Origin of the sequence: Nocardioides albidus, assembly GCF_006335005.1 — a bacterium.
In the GTDB taxonomy this organism is placed as follows: Bacteria; Actinomycetota; Actinomycetes; order Propionibacteriales; family Nocardioidaceae; genus Nocardioides; species Nocardioides albidus.
Genome location: NZ_VDMP01000026.1, coordinates 294,431 through 314,439, shown reverse-complemented (window position 1 = coordinate 314,439; position 20,009 = coordinate 294,431). Strand labels below are relative to the sequence as shown.

The 20,009-nt window shown below is 71.5% G+C and carries 20 protein-coding genes; 3 read left to right on the top strand and 17 right to left on the bottom strand.

Annotated elements, in window-relative coordinates:
- Positions 1 to 96 precede the first annotated feature (96 nt).
- The 3 genes from FHP29_RS17310 to FHP29_RS17300 form a co-directional block, all read right to left on the bottom strand.
- Positions 97 to 945, bottom strand: coding sequence for an endonuclease/exonuclease/phosphatase family protein (locus FHP29_RS17310; protein WP_139624109.1), 849 nt, complete (start codon positions 943 to 945; stop codon positions 97 to 99).
- A 94-nt stretch (positions 946 to 1,039) separates the two neighbouring features.
- Positions 1,040 to 1,804, bottom strand: coding sequence for a L,D-transpeptidase (locus FHP29_RS17305; protein WP_139624108.1), 765 nt, complete (start codon positions 1,802 to 1,804; stop codon positions 1,040 to 1,042).
- 4 nt (positions 1,805 to 1,808) lie between these two features.
- The gene (locus FHP29_RS17300; protein WP_139624107.1) at positions 1,809 to 2,600 is read right to left on the bottom strand and encodes a ParA family protein; all 792 of its coding nucleotides are present in this window, start codon (positions 2,598 to 2,600) and stop codon (positions 1,809 to 1,811) included.
- A gap of 38 nt (positions 2,601 to 2,638) precedes the next feature.
- Here FHP29_RS17300 and FHP29_RS17295 point away from each other — a divergent pair, with 38 nt between their 5' ends.
- Positions 2,639 to 3,400 (top strand): SDR family NAD(P)-dependent oxidoreductase, encoded by a 762-nt coding sequence (locus FHP29_RS17295; protein ID WP_139624106.1) that lies wholly within the window; start codon positions 2,639 to 2,641, stop codon positions 3,398 to 3,400.
- Between the two features lie 132 nt (positions 3,401 to 3,532).
- Here the strand turns inward: FHP29_RS17295 and FHP29_RS17290 are convergent, their stop codons facing one another.
- From FHP29_RS17290 to FHP29_RS17275, 4 genes are all read right to left on the bottom strand, one after another.
- Positions 3,533 to 4,141, bottom strand: a complete 609-nt coding sequence (locus FHP29_RS17290) for a MarC family protein (RefSeq protein ID WP_139624105.1) — start codon at positions 4,139 to 4,141, stop codon at positions 3,533 to 3,535.
- Positions 4,138 to 5,010 carry a PHP domain-containing protein gene (locus FHP29_RS17285; RefSeq protein ID WP_139624104.1) on the bottom strand — a complete coding sequence of 291 codons (873 nt, stop codon included), beginning with the start codon at positions 5,008 to 5,010 and terminating at the stop codon, positions 4,138 to 4,140. The genes FHP29_RS17290 and FHP29_RS17285 overlap by 4 nt, the downstream gene beginning before the upstream one ends.
- Positions 5,011 to 5,049: 39 nt before the next feature.
- On the bottom strand, positions 5,050 to 5,754 hold the full coding sequence (locus tag FHP29_RS17280; protein ID WP_240044567.1) for a DUF6758 family protein: 705 nt from the start codon (positions 5,752 to 5,754) through the stop codon (positions 5,050 to 5,052).
- A gap of 61 nt (positions 5,755 to 5,815) precedes the next feature.
- A complete protein-coding gene (locus FHP29_RS17275; protein ID WP_139624103.1) occupies positions 5,816 to 6,376 on the bottom strand; it encodes a histidine phosphatase family protein in 561 nt (186 codons plus the stop codon).
- Positions 6,377 to 6,433: 57 nt separating this feature from the next.
- On the opposite strand from FHP29_RS17275, the gene FHP29_RS17270 reads away from it, so the two are divergent.
- Both FHP29_RS17270 and FHP29_RS17265 read left to right on the top strand, forming a co-directional pair.
- Positions 6,434 to 7,645: an MFS transporter gene (locus FHP29_RS17270; protein ID WP_192904038.1), complete on the top strand. Its 1,212-nt coding sequence runs from the start codon at positions 6,434 to 6,436 to the stop codon at positions 7,643 to 7,645.
- A gap of 5 nt (positions 7,646 to 7,650) precedes the next feature.
- Positions 7,651 to 8,175, top strand: a complete 525-nt coding sequence (locus tag FHP29_RS17265) for a DUF6174 domain-containing protein (protein ID WP_139624102.1) — start codon at positions 7,651 to 7,653, stop codon at positions 8,173 to 8,175.
- Between the two features lie 27 nt (positions 8,176 to 8,202).
- On the opposite strand, the gene FHP29_RS17260 is transcribed toward FHP29_RS17265, so the two are convergent.
- The 10 genes from FHP29_RS17260 to FHP29_RS17215 form a co-directional block, all read right to left on the bottom strand.
- Entirely contained in the window at positions 8,203 to 9,261 is a 1,059-nt protein-coding gene (locus FHP29_RS17260; RefSeq protein WP_139624101.1) for a MaoC family dehydratase, read from the bottom strand.
- Positions 9,258 to 10,454 (bottom strand): acyl-CoA dehydrogenase family protein, encoded by a 1,197-nt coding sequence (locus FHP29_RS17255; RefSeq protein WP_139624100.1) that lies wholly within the window; start codon positions 10,452 to 10,454, stop codon positions 9,258 to 9,260. Before FHP29_RS17255 ends, FHP29_RS17260 begins: the two co-directional genes overlap by 4 nt.
- A 154-nt stretch (positions 10,455 to 10,608) precedes the next feature.
- Entirely contained in the window at positions 10,609 to 11,946 is a 1,338-nt protein-coding gene (locus FHP29_RS17250) for a hypothetical protein (RefSeq protein WP_139624099.1), read from the bottom strand.
- Positions 11,947 to 12,208: 262 nt separating this feature from the next.
- Complete coding sequence (locus FHP29_RS17245) at positions 12,209 to 13,294, bottom strand: hypothetical protein (protein ID WP_139624098.1); 1,086 nt, start codon at positions 13,292 to 13,294, stop codon at positions 12,209 to 12,211.
- A 15-nt stretch (positions 13,295 to 13,309) separates the two neighbouring features.
- A complete protein-coding gene (locus FHP29_RS17240) occupies positions 13,310 to 13,519 on the bottom strand; it encodes a DUF6752 domain-containing protein (RefSeq protein WP_139624097.1) in 210 nt (69 codons plus the stop codon).
- Positions 13,520 to 13,551: 32 nt separating this feature from the next.
- Positions 13,552 to 15,084 carry a hypothetical protein gene (locus FHP29_RS17235; protein ID WP_139624096.1) on the bottom strand — a complete coding sequence of 511 codons (1,533 nt, stop codon included), beginning with the start codon at positions 15,082 to 15,084 and terminating at the stop codon, positions 13,552 to 13,554.
- 12 nt (positions 15,085 to 15,096) lie between these two features.
- Entirely contained in the window at positions 15,097 to 16,068 is a 972-nt protein-coding gene (locus FHP29_RS17230; protein ID WP_139624095.1) for a glycosyltransferase family 2 protein, read from the bottom strand.
- Positions 16,065 to 17,108, bottom strand: coding sequence for a hypothetical protein (locus FHP29_RS17225; RefSeq protein WP_139624094.1), 1,044 nt, complete (start codon positions 17,106 to 17,108; stop codon positions 16,065 to 16,067). The genes FHP29_RS17230 and FHP29_RS17225 overlap by 4 nt, the downstream gene beginning before the upstream one ends.
- 88 nt (positions 17,109 to 17,196) lie before the next feature.
- On the bottom strand, positions 17,197 to 18,543 hold the full coding sequence (locus FHP29_RS17220; protein WP_139624093.1) for a phospholipase D-like domain-containing protein: 1,347 nt from the start codon (positions 18,541 to 18,543) through the stop codon (positions 17,197 to 17,199).
- Between the two features lie 227 nt (positions 18,544 to 18,770).
- A complete protein-coding gene (locus FHP29_RS17215) occupies positions 18,771 to 19,898 on the bottom strand; it encodes an endonuclease/exonuclease/phosphatase family protein (protein ID WP_139624092.1) in 1,128 nt (375 codons plus the stop codon).
- Positions 19,899 to 20,009: the final 111 nt, after the last annotated feature.

Sequence of the window (20,009 nt, the reverse complement as noted above, 5' to 3'; positions counted from 1 at the left end):
CCTCTAAGCACGGCGTACCGCACGCAGCAACGACAGAGGAGCCCGGGCATCGCCCGGGCTCCTCTGTCGTGTGTCGTGTGGTTCTCCGCGTGCGGGTCAGGCGGGCTGGGGCTCCACCCAGACGTTGCCGACGAGCACCGGGTGGTCGCTGATGCCGTTGTAGATCTTGGCGTAGTCGCTGAACTTCGTGCCGGTCCAGGTGGCGAGCATCCAGTCCGGTCCGGCCTTCGGCGGCACCGGGCACGGCTTGCGCTTGGTGCCACCGAGCGAGACGAGATCGGTGGCGCGGGCGACGCGCTGGCAGAACTCGACCCGCTCGTTCATGTCGCCCATGACCAGCACCGGGTTGCCCTTGGCGCCCAGGCGCTTGATGAGCTTGATCTCGCGCTCGGTCGAGATGTCGCGCTCGGCCTCGAGGCCGCCGGGGGCGTTGTGGATCGCGACGACGTGGAAGACGCGCTTGGTGGCCCGCTGCTTGAGCTTGACCCACGGGATCGCGCGCTGGTGGCCCATCGAGGGACGGTAGATCTCGCCCTTGTCGAGGACGTCGTACTCGTCGGTCTTCCACGCGATCTGGATCGCGCCGCTGTAGTTGTCGAGGCTGCGGCGCGGGTAGAACTTGAAGCGCGGCAGACGGTGACGCAGCACCTTCAGCTGGGACTGGTGCACCTCCTGGAAGGCGACCACGGTGCGATCGCGCTGCTGGACCTGGGTGGCGGCGGCGTTCGCGCGGCCCAGGCCTCCGGGGGCCATCGAGGCGGTGAGGATGTTGAAGGTCATCGCGCGGATCTCGAACCCGCCGCCCTGCTCGGCCGGAGCGGTGTCCGGCGTCGCGGCGGTCGCGGGCTGCGCAGGCGACAGCGAGGTGCCGACGACGAGGGCCATCAGCGCCGCGATCACCGCGGCGCAGGTCTGGGTGAGGTGCTTTCCGTTCAGGGCGAGCATCCGGGCACCCTAGACAGACGCCCCCCGAGGGTGCCAAATCGCGCCGGAGGCCGAGGTGAGGCGCGTGGGGCGCGTGGGTCAGGCGGTGCCTGGGTCAGGCGGTGACGACGACCTTGGTCCCGACCGGCGCGAACTCCCACAGCGCGATGGCGTTGGGTCGGGCCTGGCGGATGCAACCGTGGGAGCGCGGCGTCCCGAGCTCCGCGCGGGTCTGCACGGGCCTGCCCTCGTCGACCGGGATGGTGTGGAAGCCGATCGCGGCGCCCTGGGTGCCCTGGGTGAACCGGACGAAGTACTCCATGGTGCCGGAGTCGTCGACGCCGATCGCGTTGCGGCTGCGGGAGTAGACCGCATAGGTGCCGGGATCGAGGTTGTCCTCGACGCTCCCGGAGACGAGGTACGTGCGCTCCACCTCGCCGTCGCCGTCGACCAGCCACACCCGCTGGCGGCCCTCGCTGAAGACGATCCGGCGCCCGCTGCCGGACCGCGCCGGGAGCGAGGTCGAGTCGGTGACCGCCGCGACCTGGGAGCTGGTGTCGGCGAGGTCGCCCGTCGCCGGCCCGTCGAGCGCGGCGAGCTCCTCGGGCTTCGGCGTGTCGACCGGGGCGGCCGGACTGGCGGCGGGGCTGCTGTCCGCCGGGCTGTCGGCCGCGCTGTCGGCCGGGCTGCTGTCGGCTCGCGAGCCGCTCGGGCTGGCGGCCGCGGGCTCGTCGGCGCCGCCCGGGAGCAGGCCGAACCCGCCGGCGACCGCGACGGAGGTCACGGTCAGCGCCGCGGTGAAGGCCGCGATCCTGCCGTACCGCGGCCTCGCCGGTGCGCGGTGGCGGCCGGTGTCGCGGCGAGCAGCGTGCTTCGCCACGGGCTCAGCGCGCCGATCGGGCGAGCAGGGCCCCGGCGACCTCGCGGTAGGCCTGGGCGCCCTTGCTCGTGCGGCTGGTCGCGAGGATCGAGCGGCCCGCGGCCGGCGCCTCGGCGAACTTGATGGTCTTGGGGATCGGGGGCTCGACGACCTCGAGGTCGTAGGTCTCCGAGATCGTGTCGAGCACGGCACGCGCGTGGTTGGTGCGGCCGTCGTACAGCGTCGGGAGCACGCCCCACACCGCCAGGTCGCGGTTGGTGAAGCGGCGGACGTCGTGGACGGTGTCGAGCAGCTGGCCCACGCCGCGGTGGGAGAGGGTCTCGCACTGCAGCGGGATGAGCACCCCCGTCGCCGCGGTGAGCGCGGCGACGGTGAGTACGCCGAGCGACGGCGGGCAGTCGAGGAGCACCCAGTCGTAGCCGCGTCCGCCCGCCTGGAGGTCCTCCATGACACCGCGCAGGACGTGCTCGCGCCCGGTGCGCGTCAGCAGGTCGGCCTCGGCCCGGGCCAGCTCGATGGTGGCCGGGAGCAGGTCGACGCCGTCCTCGGTCTCGATGATCACGTCGGCGGGCGCCGTGCCCTTGGTGAGGACGTGGTGCACCGACAGCTCGAGGTCCTCGGGGTCGATGCCGAGCGAGAAGGTCAGGCAGGCCTGCGGGTCCAGGTCGACGAGGAGCACCGACTGTCCACGCTCGACGAGCGCCGCGCCGATGGAGGCGACGCTCGTCGTCTTCGCGACGCCACCCTTCTGGTTGGCGACGGCGAGGATCGTCGGGGCCGCCTGCACGCTGTTCATCAGGACCATCATGCCGGATGGGACCCTAGTCTTTGCGCATGCCTACCGCCCTCGTGACCGGCGCCACCGCCGGTATCGGTCTGGAGTTCGCCCGTCAGCTCGCCGCACGCGGCGACGACCTGGTCCTGGTGGCCCGCGACGAGGACCGACTGTCCTCGGTCGCCGAGGAGCTGCGCTCGTCGTACGGCGTCGACGTGGAGGTGCTGCCCGCCGACCTCACCGCTCCCGATCGGCTGGCGCGGGTCGCGGCCCGGCTGGCCGACCGGTCCGCGCCGGTCGACCTGCTCGTCAACAATGCCGGCTTCGGGCTCAAGCGGCGCTTCCTCGACAACCCGGTCGAGGTGGAGCAGGCCCAGCAGGACGTGCTGGTGCGAGCGGTGCTGCACCTCACCCACGCAGCCCTCGGCGGCATGGTCGAGCGCCGTCGAGGTGGCGTGATCAACGTCTCCAGCGTCGCCGCCTTCCTGCCCCGCGGCACCTACAGCGCGGCGAAGGCGTGGGTGAACTCGTTCAGCGCGTGGGCACACCAGGAGTACGCCGGGCACGGGGTGAGCGTGATGGCGCTGTGCCCCGGCTTCGTGCGGACCGAGTTCCACGAGCGCCTCGGCGTCGACCGCGACTCCTCCGCTCCCCGGATGCTGTGGCTCGAGCCCGACCGCCTGGTGCGCGACGCCCTGGCCGACTTCGACCGCGGCCGGGCCCTGTCGATCCCCTCGAAGCGCTACAAGGCGATCGTCGCGACGTCCCGGATGGTCCCCCGCTCCGCTCTGCAGCGCCTACAGTCCCTCGGCCGCAAGTAGCGTCGAGTTTCCACTTTCTCACCGTTGAGTTTCCGCATTCCAACCGTTGAGTTGCCACCACGTCGTACCCGAGCGTCAACTCGACGGTGAGAAAGTGGCAAGTCAACGGTGAGTCAGGGGAAACTCGACGGCTCAGCCTTCGCCGGCGATGAAGGCGCGCACGGCGTTGGCGACGAGTTGGACGGCGATGGCGGAGAGCAGGAGGCCGGCGATCCGGGTGACGAGCAGGACGCCGCCGTCTCGGATCAACCGCAGGATGGGCAGCGAGTAGCGCATCGCGCCCCACAGCGCCAGGTGGACGCCGAGCACGCCCAGCGCCACGGAGAGGCCGTCGCCGACGGAGCCGATGTCCTGCACGAACAGCATGGTGGCGACGATCGCGCCCGGGCCGGCGAGCAGCGGCGTACCGAGGGGCACGAGGGCGATGTTGGCGTCGGCGGACGCGGTGAGCTCGTGCTGCTTGCCGGTCAGCAGCTCGAGCGCCACCAGGAGCAGCAGCAGACCTCCGGCGCACTGGAGCGCGGGCAGCGAGATGTGCAGGTAGTTGAGGATCTGCTGACCGAACAGGGCGAACAGGGTGATCACCAGGAAGGACACCGAGACGGCCTGCCAGGCGGCGCGGCGCGCGGTGGCCGGGCTGCGGCCCGCCGTCAGGGACAGGAAGATCGGGACCGTGCCGACCGGATCCATGATGACGAAGAGGGTCACGAAGACCTCGACGAGGAGGACGGCGTCGATCATCGGAGCTCCTTCCCCGCCAGGCTCGTGGGCGAGCCGAGGGCTGCGGCCCGTCCGAGGATGAGCTCGAGCTGGTCGGGCGCCGTGGTCTCGCAGCCGAGGGCGTGGCCCACCTTGCCGGCGCCGTGGTGGTCACTGGCCCCGGTGACGATCAGGTCGAGCCGCGCGGCGATCGCGCGCAGCTCGGCGCGCGTGGTCGCATCGTGGTCGAGGTGGTCGACCTCGACGCCGGCGAGGCCCGCGCCCGCGAGCTCGGCGAGGGCAGCCTCGTCGAGCACGCTCGCGGAGCCGCGGCCCCACGGGTGCGCGATCACCGCCACCCCGCGCGCGGCGGTGACCAGCTCGATCATCGCGACCAGGTCGGCGGCGTACCGGTCGACGAACGCCGGACCGTCGTCGGCGAGATAGCGCGCGAACGCCTCGTCGCGGTCCTTCACGGCGCCGAGTCGCACGAGCAGGTCGGCGATGTGCGGTCGCCCGGTCACCCGGTTGTCGGGGCTGACCTCGGCGAGGGCCTCCTCGGTGGCGGGGATGCCGAGCTCGCGCAGCCTGGCCAGCATCGAGGGCACCCGCTCCTCACGGCCCGCGACGATCCTGCCCAGCTCGGCCTGGAGCGGCTGGTCGCCGGGATCGGTGAGGTACGCCAGCAGGTGCACGCCGCGCCCCCGGTGGCGGGTGCTGACCTCGATGCCCCGGACCAGCCCGATCCCGGCCTCCTGCGCCGCGGTGGCGGCCTCGTCCCAGCCCGCGGTGGTGTCGTGGTCGGTGAGGCCGATGACCTCGAGCCCGGCGGCGGCCGCGGCTCGCACCAGGTCGGCGGGCGACGTGGTGCCGTCACTGACGCTGGAGTGGGTGTGCAGGTCGATCGTCACCCGCCGAGCGTAGTGGCCGACCCGCTCGGCGTGACTCACTCACCAGGAGGGCGCGGCGCCCCCGAACGGGAGGGCGACCAACTGCGGCCCGGTGGCGGAGATGTCGCGGAGGATCCAGTCGTCGCGCAGCAGCAGGATCGCGGAGGCCGGCCGCAGCACGAGCCACAGCCACCGCCCCCCGGCCTCCCCGGCGAGGACGGAGCGGTCCCACTCCCCCGGCGAGGTGCTGACGGAGACGGGCCACAGCCCGACGGGGTACTGGTCGACGCGGACCCGCACAGGCGGCGGGCCCTCGCCCACCTCGTGGCCGGGATCCAGGATCTCGGTCTCCTGGGGCGTCGCGAGTCCCGCGACCCGCGCACCGAAGCCGGTGCCGGGCTCCTCGCTGATCACCATCACGTCCACCGGGCCGTCGAGCTGACTGGTGCCGGCGACGCAGGCCATGGTCGCCCGGGCCCCCCGACCGTCCGGACCGCCCGACACGACGGCCGCGAAGTCGCTGATCGACCAGCCGGGGCCCAGCGGCCAGGGCAGATAGGTGGGGAACCGGCCGACCCGTCGCAGGTGCGAGGCGAACTCGTCGTACGACGACGTCAGCGGCCGCCACAGCGGTGCGACGATCCCGTGGTCGGGGCACGACCAGCGCCCGTCGCCCACCTCGGCCACCGGCGTCGGACAGCGCGGGCACTCCACGCGCACCCCGTCTGGCCCGCCGCGGAGCGGACCGGTCTCATCGGTCGGCATGATCGAAACCGTGCTGCCCCAGGTCCGGTTCGTCAAGCCTGGTGGTCATCGCACCCGTGGTTCAGGAGTTCCAGCGCAGGAGCACCGGCGTCTCCCGCTCGTGGCCGAGCTCGGACAGGGTGGCCGTGTCGAGCCGGAACAGCCGACCGTCGGTCACCGGCAGCCCGAGCCAGCGCGCGGCGAGGGCACGCAGCACGTGCCCGTGGGCGAACACCAGGACCGGGCCCGAGGCGGCGCGGACACGACCGACGACGCGGTCGCACCGGGCCGTCACCTCCTCGGCGCTCTCGCCGCCCGGGCAGCCGTGCGTCCACAGGGTCCACCCCGGCACGTCCTCGCGGATCTGCGCCGTCGTACGCCCTTCGTAGTCGCCGTAGCCCCATTCGGTCAGGTCGTCGCAGACCTCGGCGTCGGGGAAGCCCGCCAGCTCCGCGGTACGACGCGCGCGGCGGAGCGGACTCGTCAGCACCTCGGCGAACGTCGTGCCGTCGAGGCGCGCGGCGAGCCCGCGGGCGAGCACCTCGCCCTCGGGGAGCAGCGGAAGGTCGGTGCGTGAGGTGTGCTGGCCCGACACGCTCCACTCGGTCGGACCGTGCCGGGCGAGGAAGGCGGAATCGGCCATGGCGTCATCCTGCCAGTCGCCAGCCGGACACCGGCCGACGGTGGCAGGATCCGCGACATGCCCCTCACCGACGGCCTCCAGCGCTTCCGACTCGCGATCGCAGCCGGGTTCGCCACCCAGGGCTTCGTCTTCATCGGGCTCACCACGCGCCTGCCCGACATCAAGGACCGCTGGGACCTCTCCGAGCTGGGGATCTCGGGCGTGCTGCTCGCGATCGTGCTGCTCGCCGGCGCCGGCTCGGTGCTCGCGGAGAGGCTGGCGGTGCGGGCGGCGAGCGCGCGGGTGCTGCGTGCCGGGCTGGTGCTGGTCGGCGCCGGCGCCGCGCTGATGCTCGCGGCGCCCGCGTGGGCGGCGTACCTCCTCGGGGTCGGGGTGTACGGCGTCGGGCTGGGCATGGTCGACGCGACGACCAACATGCAGGCCGTCGCCCTCGAGCGGCGCTACGGCCGCACCATCCTGCCGAGCTTCCACGGCGCGTGGACCTTCGGCGGGCTGCTCGGCGCCGCGCTCACCCTGGCGAGTGCCGACGTCGACCTGGCGTGGACGGCGCTCGTCGCGCTGCTCCCGCTGATCGTCGCGGGCGCCGCCTTCCTGCCCCGTGACGGCGGCACTCCCGGAGGCGCCGCGACGACGGCCGAGCTCGCGATCCCGTGGCGGCCCATCCTCATGGTCGGCCTCGGCATGGTGGTCTTCTACATGGTCGACACCGCCGCGCAGACCTGGGGCGCGGTCTACCTCGACGAGGTGGTCGACGCACCCTCGAGCTGGGTCGCGTTGGCGACCCTCCCCTACCTCCTCGCGAGCCTGGTCGTGCGCGTGGCGGGCGATTCGCTCGTCGAGCGGTACGGCGTCACGCCGGTGCTGCGCGTCGGGGCCGTGATCGCCTGCGGCGGACTGGTCGTGGTCACTGCCGCACCCACCTGGCCGATCGCCGTCCTCGGGTTCACGCTGACCGGCGCGGGGATCTCCGTGGTCGCGCCGCTGAGCTTCTCCGCGGCCGCGCGGATCGCGGGCGGCTCGGTCGAGCGGGTGGATGCGGTGATCGCGCGGTTCAACCAGTTCAACTACGTCGGCGGCCTGCTCGGCGCGGTGCTGACCGGGGTGGTCGGGCAGGACGAGCTGCGCTTCGGGTTCGTCGTGCCGATGGTGCTGGTGCTGAGCCTGCTGCCCCTGGCCCGCTGGTTCGCCCGCGGCGGACACCCGGCCGGCGAGGATGGCCAGGACGGCACGGGAACCGGAGGACGTCCGCGGACGTCCCAGGCATCATGAGCACCATGCGCCTGCCTGCCGCCGTCCTGACCGCCGCCGTCACCGTGCCGCTGCTGCTCGCCACGTCCGGGTGCACCAAGGAGTCCGAGCGCGCAGCCGACCGGACCACGGAGGCGTCGCCGAGCGCCACGTCCACCACGACAGGGACGACCGGAGCGACGGGGACGGCGACCGGGTCACCCGGCTCCGGCGGCGCGTCGTACCCCTCCTTCGCCGCCGAGGACTACAGCTACCACCTCGAGGTCCTCTGCTACTGCCCTCAGGTCGGAACCGTGGAGGTCGTCGTCCGCGACGGCGAGGTCACCCAGGCGACCTCGCTCGACGGGCCCGCGGCCGGCACCGCGGCGCCGGACTTCGCGTGGCTGAGCATCGACGACATCATCGAGCAGGCCAACGCCCCCGGGATCGCCAAGGCCAAGGTCAAGTGGCCCGACGGCCAGGACCACCCGACCTCGGTCATGCTCGACCGGATCGCCAACGCGGTCGACGACGAGGTGACCTACACCATCAAGGACGTGCAGGTTCCGTAGCGGAGTCAGGTGAGGGGGCGGGTTGCCTCAGCGCGGGACGAGCGCCCAGTAGTCGAGGTCGAGCAGGACGCCGGGAGCGTACTTCCCGTCCTCGCCGCGCAGGGTCATCGACTCGTCGCGTCCCTTGGTGGCGACCAGCCGCAGCCGCAGCGCACCCACCCCGGGGGCGTCGACCTCGGCCCTGTCGAGCACCTCCGACCAGGCGTAGACGGTGTCGCCCGCGAACGCCGGCGCCGTGTGCGCGCCCGCGTTGATGGCGGCGATCAGCTGGGCGTTGGCGAGCCCGTTGAACGACAGCGCGCGGGCCATCGAGATGATGTGGCCGCCGTACACCAGGTTGCGGCCGTCGGGGCGCGCCTCCTTGTTGAAGTGCACCTTGGCGGTGTTCTGCCACAGCCGGGTGGCCTGCTGGTGCTCCGACTCGGTGAGCGTGACCCCGTCGACGTGGTCGATCCGCTCGCCCACGACGTAGTCGTCGAAGCGGTGCGGCTCGCCGGCCGCCTCGAAGTCGTACGACGAGAAGTCGAGTCCCGCGGGCACCACCAGGTCGGCCGCGGCCACCGCCGGCGCCAGCTCGGGCAGGACGGTCTCCGGCGCCGGAGCCCCTGCGTCACTCGTGTCGCGCTTGTGCACCATCACCCAGCGGGCCCAGTCCAGCGCGACCTCGCCGCGCTGGTTGGTGGCCGTCGAGCGGACGTAGACGACGCCGCTCCTGCCGTTGGAGTTCTGCTTGAGCCCGATCACCTCGGAGGTGGTGCTGAGGGTGTCGCCCGGCACGACGGGCCGGTGGAAGCGGCACTCGGCGTAGCCGAGGTTGGCGACGGCGTTGAGCGAGACGTCCGGGACGGTCTTGCCGAAGGCGATGTGGAAGGCGATGAGGTCCTCGACCGGGTGCCCGGATCCGTCCGGCCCCGTCAGCCCGACCGACGCCGCGAACGCGGCCGACGACGGCACCGCGAACCGGGTCGGGTAGAGCGAGCCGTAGACGGCCCGGTCCCCCTCGGTCACCGTGCGGGGCGTGGCATGCCGGATGACCTGCCCGACCTGGAAGTCCTCGAAGAAGTTGCCCGGGTTGGTCTTGCTCACTTGAGCTTGTACTCCTTGAGGACCTGGCGGCCGATGATCATCTTCTGGATGTCGGAGGTGCCCTCGCCGATGAGCATGAACTTGACCTCGCGCATGAGGCGCTCGATCTCGTACTCCTTGGAGTAGCCGTAGCCGCCGTGGATCCGGAAGGAGTCCTCGACGACCTCGTTGGCGTACTCGGACGCGACCATCTTGGCCATGCCGGCCTCGACGTCCATCCGCTTGCCGGTGTCCTTGAGCCGCGCGGCGCGCACCATCATGTTGTGGGCGACCTCGACCTTGGTCGCCATCTCCGCGATCCGGAACAGCACCGCCTGGTGGTCGGCGATGACCTTGCCGAAGGTCTTGCGCTGCTGGGCGTAGGCGACGCCGAGCTCGAAGCCGCGCCAGGCCAGGCCGCAGGCGCGGGCGGCGACGTTGACGCGGCCGACCTCGACGCCGTCCATCATCTGGAAGAAGCCCTTGCCGGGCTCGCCGCCCAGGATCGCCTCGGCCGCGATCTGGTGGCCCTCGAGGATGAGCTCGGTCGTCTCGACGCCCTTGTAGCCCATCTTGTCGATCTTGCCGGGCACGGTGACGCCCTGCGCGGTCTCCCCGAAGCCGGCCTCCTTCTCGACGAGGAAGGTGGTCATGTTCTTGTAGACGCTCTCGGCGCCCTCGTCGGTCTTGACCAGGAGCGCGACCAGCGTCGAGGACGCGCCGTTGGTCAGCCACATCTTCTGGCCGGTGATCGAATACGAGCCGTCCGCCTGCTTGGTGGCCTTCGTCGACACGGCCGACACGTCCGAGCCCAGGCCCGGCTCGGACATCGAGAACGCGCCGCGGACCTCGCCGGTCGCCATCCGCGGGAGGTACTTCTGCTTCTGCTCCTCGGTGCCGTGCTGCATGAGCAGGTAGGCGACGATGAAGTGGGTGTTGATGACGCCCGAGACGCTCATCCAGCCTCGCGCGATCTCCTCGACCACGAGGGCGTAGGTCAGCAGGGACTCGCCCAGCCCGCCGAACTCCTCAGGGATGGTCAGGCCGAAGACACCCAGCTCCTTGAGACCGTCGACGATCTCCTGCGGGTAGGTGTCGGAGTGCTCGAGCTCCTGGGCCACCGGGATGATCTGCTCGTCGACGAAGACGCGCACGGCCTTCAGGATCTCGGTCTGGTCCTCGGTGAGGCCCTCGGTCTGGCAAAGCCGGGTCATCGATTCTCCCCTTCAGCGAACGGCACGGCGCTGGTGCGGCCGGACCGCACTGTACCCGCGGGTAGACATGCGGTGGCCCCCCGAACGGGAGCCGAGACCGCGTGAGACATCTCACCCGTCGGCCCCCGTCCGGGGTGCGTGCGGAGTGAACTGGTCAGATCGTGCGGCCGACCGCGGCGAAGAACTTGATGAACATCTCGTCGTAGCCGAACTGGTCCGAGCGGATCTGGGCGATCGAGCCGGACTTCTTCTGGGCCTTCGTCACCCAGGGTCGGTTGAAGTCGATGCGCACCGCTCGGGTGCCGCCGGAGGTGCTGGCGAGCACGAGCGCCCGCGGCAGCCCGTAGCTGCCCCAGTCGGACTTCCGCTTGGCCCACGACTTGTGCTTCTTCTTGGTCCCGAGCAGCTTCGCGAGCTTGCGGTCCAGGTCGGTGGCCTTGCGGTGCCCGGTGATGATCTGGACCTCGACGCCCCGGGCGCGGGCGTTGACGATGGCGCGGTAGATGCCCTTGCCGCTCAGCTTCTTGGTGGCCAGGTGCAGCGCCGAGCCCGGCGGCGCCTGGTTGATCGAGGAGCGGACCAGTCGCAGGGTCGCCTTGGCGTCGCCCTTGTTGGTGACCCAGCCGGGAGCGAAGGCGCCGGCGCGCGGGCCGACGTTGCCGAGGTCGACGACCATCATCTTGTGGTCGGAGTAGAGCTCGGCGGTGGTCAGGTTCGTCACCGGCAGCAGCGGGTCGCCCTGGTAGAGGTAGGCGTGGTCGATGACCGCACCGCTGTCGTGGGTGGGCGGCGCGACGCCGAACAGGTCGAAGACGTTGACCAGGCCCATCGCCGCGATCTCGTTGCGCGGGTAGCCGCCGCCGTTGAAGTGGACGTTCACGTCACCGGCCATCAGCACCGGTCCGCTCGCCGAGAGGGTCTGGGCGAGCGCCGCCATCCGCTGGTACGACGGCAGGGTGATCCCGGGGGTGTACCTGGTGACCGGCGAGAAGTGCACGGCCACGACCGAGACGGTGCGACCCTCGGCGTTGCGCAGGGTGGCCCAGTTGGCGTAGCGAACGCCCCAGTGGACCTTCTGCTTACGCGACTTCCCCCACACATTGCTGATGTTGTAGTTGCCGCCGGCGATCTTGGTCCAGCGCGTGGCGTCCCAGACCACGGCGGTGGCGCCGGTGTAGGTGCCCGGCGTGCGCTGGATGGCATATCCCGGGGGCGCGAGCAGGGTGTCCGGGCGACTGGAGACCTCGTTGAACGTGATGAAGTCCGGCAGCTGCGCGAACACCTGACCGAGGTCGGCCGCGGTCCGCTCGAGCGACATCCCGGACTTGATGTTGGCCTGCACCAGACGCACGCCGCCTGCCGGGTCGGCCGCCGCGGGCTTCAGATCGCTGCGCCCGCCGTTGCCGCCCGCTGCCGCGAGGGCGAGGAGCGTGGCGAGCACCGCCAGCGCGGTGAGCGCCGACGGTAGCGCGCCGAACCGGCGCAGGAGCATTCGCCCTGACCATCGAAGCGAGCTCAGCGTGCGCATGGGACCTCCCGATTCACGGTGCCGGAATGCACCGAGCGAACAATTTCCTCAGGAATCACACCAGTAACAACTTCACCATGGCAATACGGCGCGAATAACTACAGAGACGTAATTCGATGAATGACAACGGTGTCATTCCTATCGGAATACACGCGGTCCACCGAAAAGGGGACGAGCGAATTCCGCCTCGCCCTTCGGCCCGCGCGGGCGCGACCTGAGCGGTCGGTCAGCGGCGCCGGAGCGCGCCGAGCAGACCGCGCCTGGCCGGTTCGCGAGGGGCGGCAGGAGGCGCGACCCGGAGCTCGCGGACATCGGCCAGCATCGTCGCCACGAGGTCCGTGGCCACGGCGGCCACCTCGGCGTCGGTCACCGTGTCCGGCGTACGACGCTGCGGGAGCTCGGCGGGGATCTCGAGCCGGCTGAGGTCGCCGACGACGTCGACGGGGTGGGCGCGCAGGTAGGCGAGCGTCGCTTCGTTGCGGCGGCGGCACTCCTCGACCCGGTCCGCCTGGGGCCAGAACTTCTCACCCCGGCGCGGGACCAGCCGCTCGTCGGCGAGGAAGGTGCGGATGAACATGCCGCGGTCGCGCGCGGCACCGAGCGACCTGTGCGCGACCAGGTGCTCGTTGACGCGGCGCAGCACCTCCGCCTCGACGACCCCCATCGACTCGTTGGGGAAGGAGCGAGACAGGTCGTAGGCGCCGGCGCGCAGGCCCAACAGGCCGGCGAAGCGGTGCCAGATCTCCTCGCGCGGGGCCGAGGTGTCGAGGGGGAGCACGTGGATCCGCTCGTGGGCCACCGCCTCCGACCAGCGCTGCAGGACCAGGTGGAGGTCCAGGGTGCGCCAGTTCCACACGTCGCGGGGGTCCTCGGAGACATCCCGGGAGTAGTCGGCCATCGGCGCCGTCCCGCGGTTCTTGAGGCTCTCCTGCCAGCTCGCGGTGAACAGGCCGAGCAGGTCGCGTGCCGTGATCACCACGTGGACCTCGGCCGGAGCGAGCTCCTCGGCCATCCGCCGAGCCTGCTCGGCACTGGCGGCCGCGAAGAACTCATGGGTGACCAGGGCGTCCCCGTCGTGGGCCGCGATCTCGGCGCGCAGGCGCTCCCACGCAGTGCGGTGCTCTTCGGACGCCTTCGGCAGGCGCGGGTCCTCACGAACGATCCGGCTGCTCCACAGATGGTCGAAGCGGCCCAACCCGGGCAGCAGCATGCCGTCCTCGAGCAGGCGGTCCCGTGAGGACCAGACGATGGTCTGGAGGTAGGTGGTGGCCGTCTTGGGCAGGCCGATGTGGACGAAGACGCGACGTGCCATGACCGGTCCCCGGAGTCAGAGACTCTGGTCGAAGGCCTCGATCGCCTCGGCGATCCTGGCCTCGTCCCGCTGCGCGACGGGGATCAGCAGCTCCTGGACGACATCGACCAGCTCGGCCATCCGCACGTAGTGGCGCTGCAGCTCGGCGACCTCGGTCTCGAGCTTCTCGATCCGGAGCCGCTGGGCGCGGACGGTCGCGAACAGGTTCCAGCGATTCTGTGTCATCTCATCCCTCATCTGCACTCACCGCTGGCCGTTCACCATCGGGCGACCACGACGGCCCGTCCGGCGCGGCCCGGGGCACCGGGCTCGACGTCCGCCGAGACGACCGATCCTCCGAACCGCCCGATCGAGGCGAGGACCCGGTCGAGGGGGACAGGATACAAACCCTCCCCCGCCTCGCCCTCGCCCGTCGCGAACTCGGCGTACAGCCGGCCGCCGCCGCGCAGGGCCATCGCCGCGAAGCGCACCAGGCCCTCGCGGCCCAGCTCGGTGGTGGCGTCGAGGACGTGACGCGCCAGCATCGCGCGCGGACCGTCGTCGCGCGCCACCCGGGCACCCTCGCCGAGGACCGAGCGCAGCTGGGTCAGGCTGATCATGCGGACGTCGAGCGTCGCGCCCTCGCGGGCCGCGACCCTTCCCGCCTTGCGCAGCGTCAGCGGGACGTAGTCGTAGGCGGTGGTGCGGAAGCCCTCCCGGGCCAGGTGCAGGGCGTCGCTCCCCCGGCCCGCGCCGACGTCGAGGACGTGGACGTGGGGCTCGGTGTCGGCGGCGAGCCGGCGAGCAAGATCCGAGGCGGGCGCGTTGACGTCGCCCTTGCGGTGCGCGCGATTGGTCTGCCAGTCGCGGCGGTACGGCGAGAGCCCGCGGAACCAGTTGTCGAGGCGGGTCTTGACCTCCTCGGAGGTCTCGAACTTGAACGCCGGATCGGGCACGCGCCAGTGCGGCCCGTACATCGCCTCCAACAGTCGCTCCGGGACGGCCGGGGCCGGGAACTCGTGACCGGCGAGGGTCACCGTGGACAGCGGGAAGATCCACTCCTCGCGGAACTCCACCCCCACCTCGCCCATCAGGTAGAGCCTGCCGTCGCCGGCGAAGAAGCCGCCGAACAGGTCGAGCCCGCGAACCGAGCCGTCGCTCTCCTCGACGTCGATGCGGAAGGCGCCGCCGCTGTAGCGGAAGGTCGCCATCCCCCGCCGCGCGAGCGCCCGCTGGAGCCGGAAGGACTCGCGGACGACGTCGACGGGCGAGGTGTGGCGCGACACGTAGCCGAGGTCGGCGTCGGAGTCGTGGCCGAGGAAGTCCTGCTCGCGCACCGCGCCCAGCAGCGTGCCGTACGCCGGGAAGGCAGCGATCCCCTCCTCCTCGAGGATCGCGATGACCCGGTGCATCGCCTCCAGCAGCGGCTCGAGCTGGTCGTCGCTGCGCACCGAGAACTCGGGGTGGAACCGGCCGGACTTGTCGAGCGCGATCGGCAGACCGGACTTGTTGACGAAGGCGATCCGCTCCTCGCCGGTCCCGAACACGGTCTCCTCGTCGTACACGACCGTGCCGGCGACGTGGTCGCGCACCCGCAGGCGCGTCGGTCCGTCCAGGAAGCGCACCATCCGCTCGGGCCAGGCGATCCGCCGCTCCCCCGGGGGCGCGGACGGGTCCTCCTCGGTGTCGCGCACCGACCAGAACGACCAGATCCGGCGATCGTCGAAGAGGACGTCGAGAGCGCGGTCCTCCACGACACCGGAGAGGACCAGGCCCGTCGTGTCGACGGTCGTGACGGCCAAGTCGGTCATGGGGCCAGCCTGTCAGACGAGGTCGCGCAGGCGATCGGGGATCCGGACGTACGGCGGCTTCACCAGCGCCAGATGCTGGCCGGCGCCCGTGGCCCGCCACAGGTCCCCCTCGTTCTGCACGATCGAGCCGATCTTCTTCGGCCCCGGCCGGAACCTGCCGAGCTCGTCCTGGGCGATGGCCTGCTCGACCTGGGCCGCCGCGGTCCGCAGTGCCTCGACGATCTCGTCGGTCGGCCTGCTCCAGCTCGACTTCACCGCGCGTCCCTCGACCACGGCGGCCTGGTGACGGTGCTCGGCCAGCAACTCGAGCTGTCCGAGGTCGGCGAACTTGAAGTGGAACATGAACAGGTCGGGGTCGGGCTCGAACGGGTGCCGGATGCCGTGGGAGGCGTGGGCCCAGTCGGCGTCGACCCACTTGAGGGCCGGCTTGCACATGAGGGGCGTGAACCGGGCGAACTCGCGCTGGCGCAGCAGCGAGGGGGCGTCGAAGTCGAGCGCCGGCTCGACATCGACCCGGTGGATGACGTTGTAGCCGAGGACTCCGGCGACGTCGGCGCGCCCGGAGCCTGCGCGGGCGGCCGCGAAGTGGCGCAGCGAGGCGTGCGTGGCCGGGTCGGCGACGACGAACTCGTCGGCGTCGGCGAGCAGGACCGCGTCGTAGGCGAAGAGCAGCGACGTCGCGAGACCGCTGAGGATGCCCATCCGCGAGGGCTCGAAGGAGTACTTGTCGAGGTAGGGCAGGCGCAGCACCGTGCACGGCAGGTCGTCGGTGGAGCCGTCGACACTGTGGTCGTCGACCACGAACACGTCGTCGGCGCCCAGTTGGCGCTGGTAGTGCTCCACCCAGCGACGCAGCACCGGGCCGCTGTCGCGGGTCATCGTGATGACCGCGACCCGCGGCAGCCCGTCCCCGGACGGGCGGTCCGTCGCGGCCGGGCCGGGACCGGGCGCCGCCCCCGTCTCACGGCGTGCGCGCCACTTCACGGCTTCGCTCCCTCTGCTCGGTCGCTGGCGCTGCTCCAGCGCTCCAACGCGACCTGGAGGGCGTCGAGGGCGGCGCTCAGCACCTCCGCGGGCGGTACGTCGGAGGGCTGCAGGCCCCGGACCGGGATCGGCCGGAGCTCCTCGAGATCGCCCACCACACGGTGCTTGGCCTTGCGCAGTCGGGCGACCTGGTCCTCGCCCTTGGCGCGCACCCAGGCGTCGTCGTACCCGAGGCGCTGGCCGCCGCCCTCGCGCAGCGACAGGCCGCGCTTGGACAGCTGGTGCTTGACCAGCCGGTCGTAGTACGCCGGCAGGCCCTGGCCTCCGGCGCGGAGGCGGCGGTTGAGCTCGAGCAGCACCAGCGCGCTCGGCAGGTCGATGCTGGGGTTGCTGCGCACGTCGAGGGCGATGCCCTGCGGGTCGATGCCGAGCACCTCGGCGAACCTGCGCCACAGCAGGTCGCCGGGGGCACCCGGCGGCGGCACCGTGACCAGGCTCACCGCACCGCGGTCCAGGCCCTTGGCCCACCGGCCCGCGATCGCGGGCACGTCCTGATGGCGCCAGAACCTGTTGGCCGATCCGGTGGGGTCCTTGCGGGCGCCGAGGGCGGCGACGAACTCGTCCCAGCCGGTCACGCCGCCGTTCTGCACCGACTCCAGCCACATGGCGGGCACGTTGCGGGCCAGGTCGCGACAGGTCACCACGGCTTCGACCCGGCTCTCGGGGAAGGAGGCGCGGATCCGCCCGATCTGCTGCTCGTCGCGCGGAGCGAGATACTCCATCGACACGACCGCCGTGCCGGGCCAGGCGCGGATCTCCTCGACCATCTGCTGCCAGAGTCCGCCGGCGGGCATGGGCGGCTGCCCCGGACCGCCGTGGGCGATCAGCTCCTTGACCGCGCGCACCTGGCGACGCCAACGGCGCCCCGGGAACAGCACGCCCCGGGTGGCCAGCTCAGCCTTGTTCTCGCCGAGCACGTTCTGCAGGAAGCTCGTCCCCGACTTCATGGTGCCGACGTGGAGCACCACCCGCTGCGCCATGTACGCCCTCTCCCGTGTCCTCAGGTCCTGGCGCCCGAAGCCCGGGCCGCCGCCTCTGGCAGCGACCCGGGCCCCGGGATCGACTCGATCAGTAGAGCTCGGCCTCGAGCTCGTGGAACGGGTAGTCCTTCGGGCTGAGGTACTCGGTGCCCGGCTTGATCCGCACCTGCGGGTCGGGGTCGGCCGAGTTGACGTAGTTGGCCAGCGTCCGCGGAGCGGTGTTGAAGATCATGTCGACCCAGTCGGAGTACTTCGCGGCCATCGCCGCGTCGTCCCAGAAGATGATGTCGTGCTCGTCGGAGAACCAGCCGAGCTGGGTCCAGTTCTCGCTGCTGGACAGGACGGCGCTGGCGGCCGGGTTGCCGTCGAGGTTGCCCTCGACGGAGAGGCCCTTGAGGTGGACGTAGCGGTCCTTGAACTTGTTGGCCGTCGCGCCGGTGATGTAGACCATCTGCTTCGCCGGGACCGGGGCCAGGATGCTGCGGATCTTGCCCGACATCATCATGAAGACCACGCGGACGTCGCAGCCCTGGGAGTGGAGCTCGCGGACCTTGCGGGCGATACGGGCGCCGCGCTCGTCACCCCACACGGCGTTGGCGACGCGGACCTTCGTACGGCCGTTCGCGGTGTTGGTCGCACCGTTGCACTGGACCTTGTTGAGCACCCGCAGCGGGGGGTCCACCTGGGTGCGGTGCGGAGCGAACATCGTGGTGATGCTGGCGCCCGGGATCGTGGTGCTGGGGACGGTGAACTGCAGGTCGGGGAAGCGCTTGTCCTTCTTGGCCTGGTTCCACATCGTCATCCAGCCGTCGTAGAGGGCCTGGTTCTCGGTGACGGTCGTCCAGTCGTTGAACTGCTGGACCGCGGCGGCGCCGGTGAAGTTGCCCGAGCCCTGCATCACGATCCAGTTGGTGGCGCCCGACCTGCTGACCAGCATCAGCTTGTTGTGCATCGCACCGCCCTTGCCGCGGCAGGTGGCCGAGCAGGTGCGGATCCAGCTGCGCAGCTCCTTGGGCCGGTCGGCGTTGCCCTTCTTCAGGCCGCGCGACAGCGCGCCGTAGGAGCGGCCCGAGCCCTGCGCGCGGGCGAGCCCGCGAGCCATGATGACCTGCACGGACACGCCGCGCTTGTGGGCGGCGATGACCTTGCTGTGCAGCAGCGGCGAGTCGAAGTTCCAGGTCATGATCCGGACCGACTGGCCCGCCTCGACGTTCTTGAGCGTCTTGATGATCTTGCGCTGGATCGCGCCGCGTTTCTTCTTCTTGAACGGGTGGTTGAAGGTGATGCCGGGCGTCACGACGTACGCCGGGTTGGGATCCCGCTTCGCCACCGGGGTCGGCGCGGCTGCGGCGGGGGCGGCGTCCGCTCGGCTCAGGGTGCCCTGGCCGGCGACCATCAGGCCGAGCGCCAGCAGGAGCGCTGCGAGCGCCGCCACCGTCCGGGTCCGACCTGCTGTCGACACGCTTGCCCACACACTCGCCACGTCGCTGACTCCTACCCACTCCACCCGAGAACTGACCGGGTTCCGAACGGGCACTTCCCCACGGGAAGGCAGACGGCTCTCGACCCTTTGACGCGGGCACTATACCCATCTGAGCACGCCGAAACCCGCTCCACGCGGCCTTCCTGGCGGGGCGGCGTGGCCCGGGTCACGCCGGTCGGCTATTCGGCGGTGCCGCTGGCCGATCCGCTCGGCGTAGCGGGCGTGCCGGGGTCGCGGGGCTTCGCCTTCGCGTCGCCGCTGCACTTCTCGGTCTTGATCCCGCCGAGGGTGAAGGCGGAGCGGACCGGGAGATGGTCGGAGCCACCCTCGGACATCACGACCGAGCTGGTCGCGGTGAGCTCGGGCCCGCCGTAGAGCAGGTAGTCGATCCGGGTGCGGGGGCGGCTCGCCGGGTGCGTGGCACCGCCGCCGCTGCCCGCGACGACGAAGCTGTCGCTGAGCCGCGAGCTGAGGATCCGCTCGGGTCCGGAGTTGGGCCAGGTGTTCATGTCGCCGCCGAGGATCTTCGGGCGGGGGTCGGCCGCCAGGATGCTGGAGATGCGGCTGGCCTGGGCCGTGCGGATGTTGGCGGAGGTGTTGTCGAGGTGGGTGCTGTAGATGCTGACCTCGACGCCCTCGATGTCGATGACGGCATGCAGCAGGCCGCGGGGCTGCGCGCGCCCGATGTTGGGCAGCGGCGTGTTCTCCGAGGACAGGATGGGGTACTTCGAGACGACCGCGGTGCCGTAGAGCCCGTCCCCGAACGTGACATTGCGGCCGAAGGCGTGGTGCCACCCGCCCAGTCGCTCGGCGAACCAGCCGGCCTGGTCGACGCTGCCCGTGCTGCGTCTCCTGTTGTCGACCTCCTGCAGCAGGATGACCTCGGCCTTGGAGCGCTGCATCACGCCGAGCAGGCGCTCGAGGCTGCCGGCGCGCGCCGACTTGATGTTGTAGGCGAGCGCCGTGAACTCGGTCGTCCCGATCTGCGCCTGGCACACGAGCTGGGCCGACTGCCGCTCCGCCTCCATCGCCAGGGGCGGGACGAGCACGCCCGGACTCTCGGTGGCCGTCGGGGCAGGAGTCTCGGCGGGGCCCGGCGTCCCGGTCGGCCCCGTCGAGGCGCTCGGCGTACGCCTGCCCTCGTGGGCCACCGGGGTGGCGGGCTCGTCGGGAGGGAAGATCAGCGAGACGCTGAGTCCGGCCAGCACCACGACGACCGCCACGAGCGTGACGACCATGTCGAGCGAGGAGACGGCAGGCGCCAGTCGCTTGCCCGCGGGCGCGTCGGGCTCGTCGCTCTCCTCCACGAGGCGAATGGTAATCGACCATCCCCGGCTCCCGACCTTCTTCGAGGCCCCCGCCGGCTGTGAGGCAGACTGAACCGCGTCGAGCGGCGATGACCGCCACCGACCAGCCCA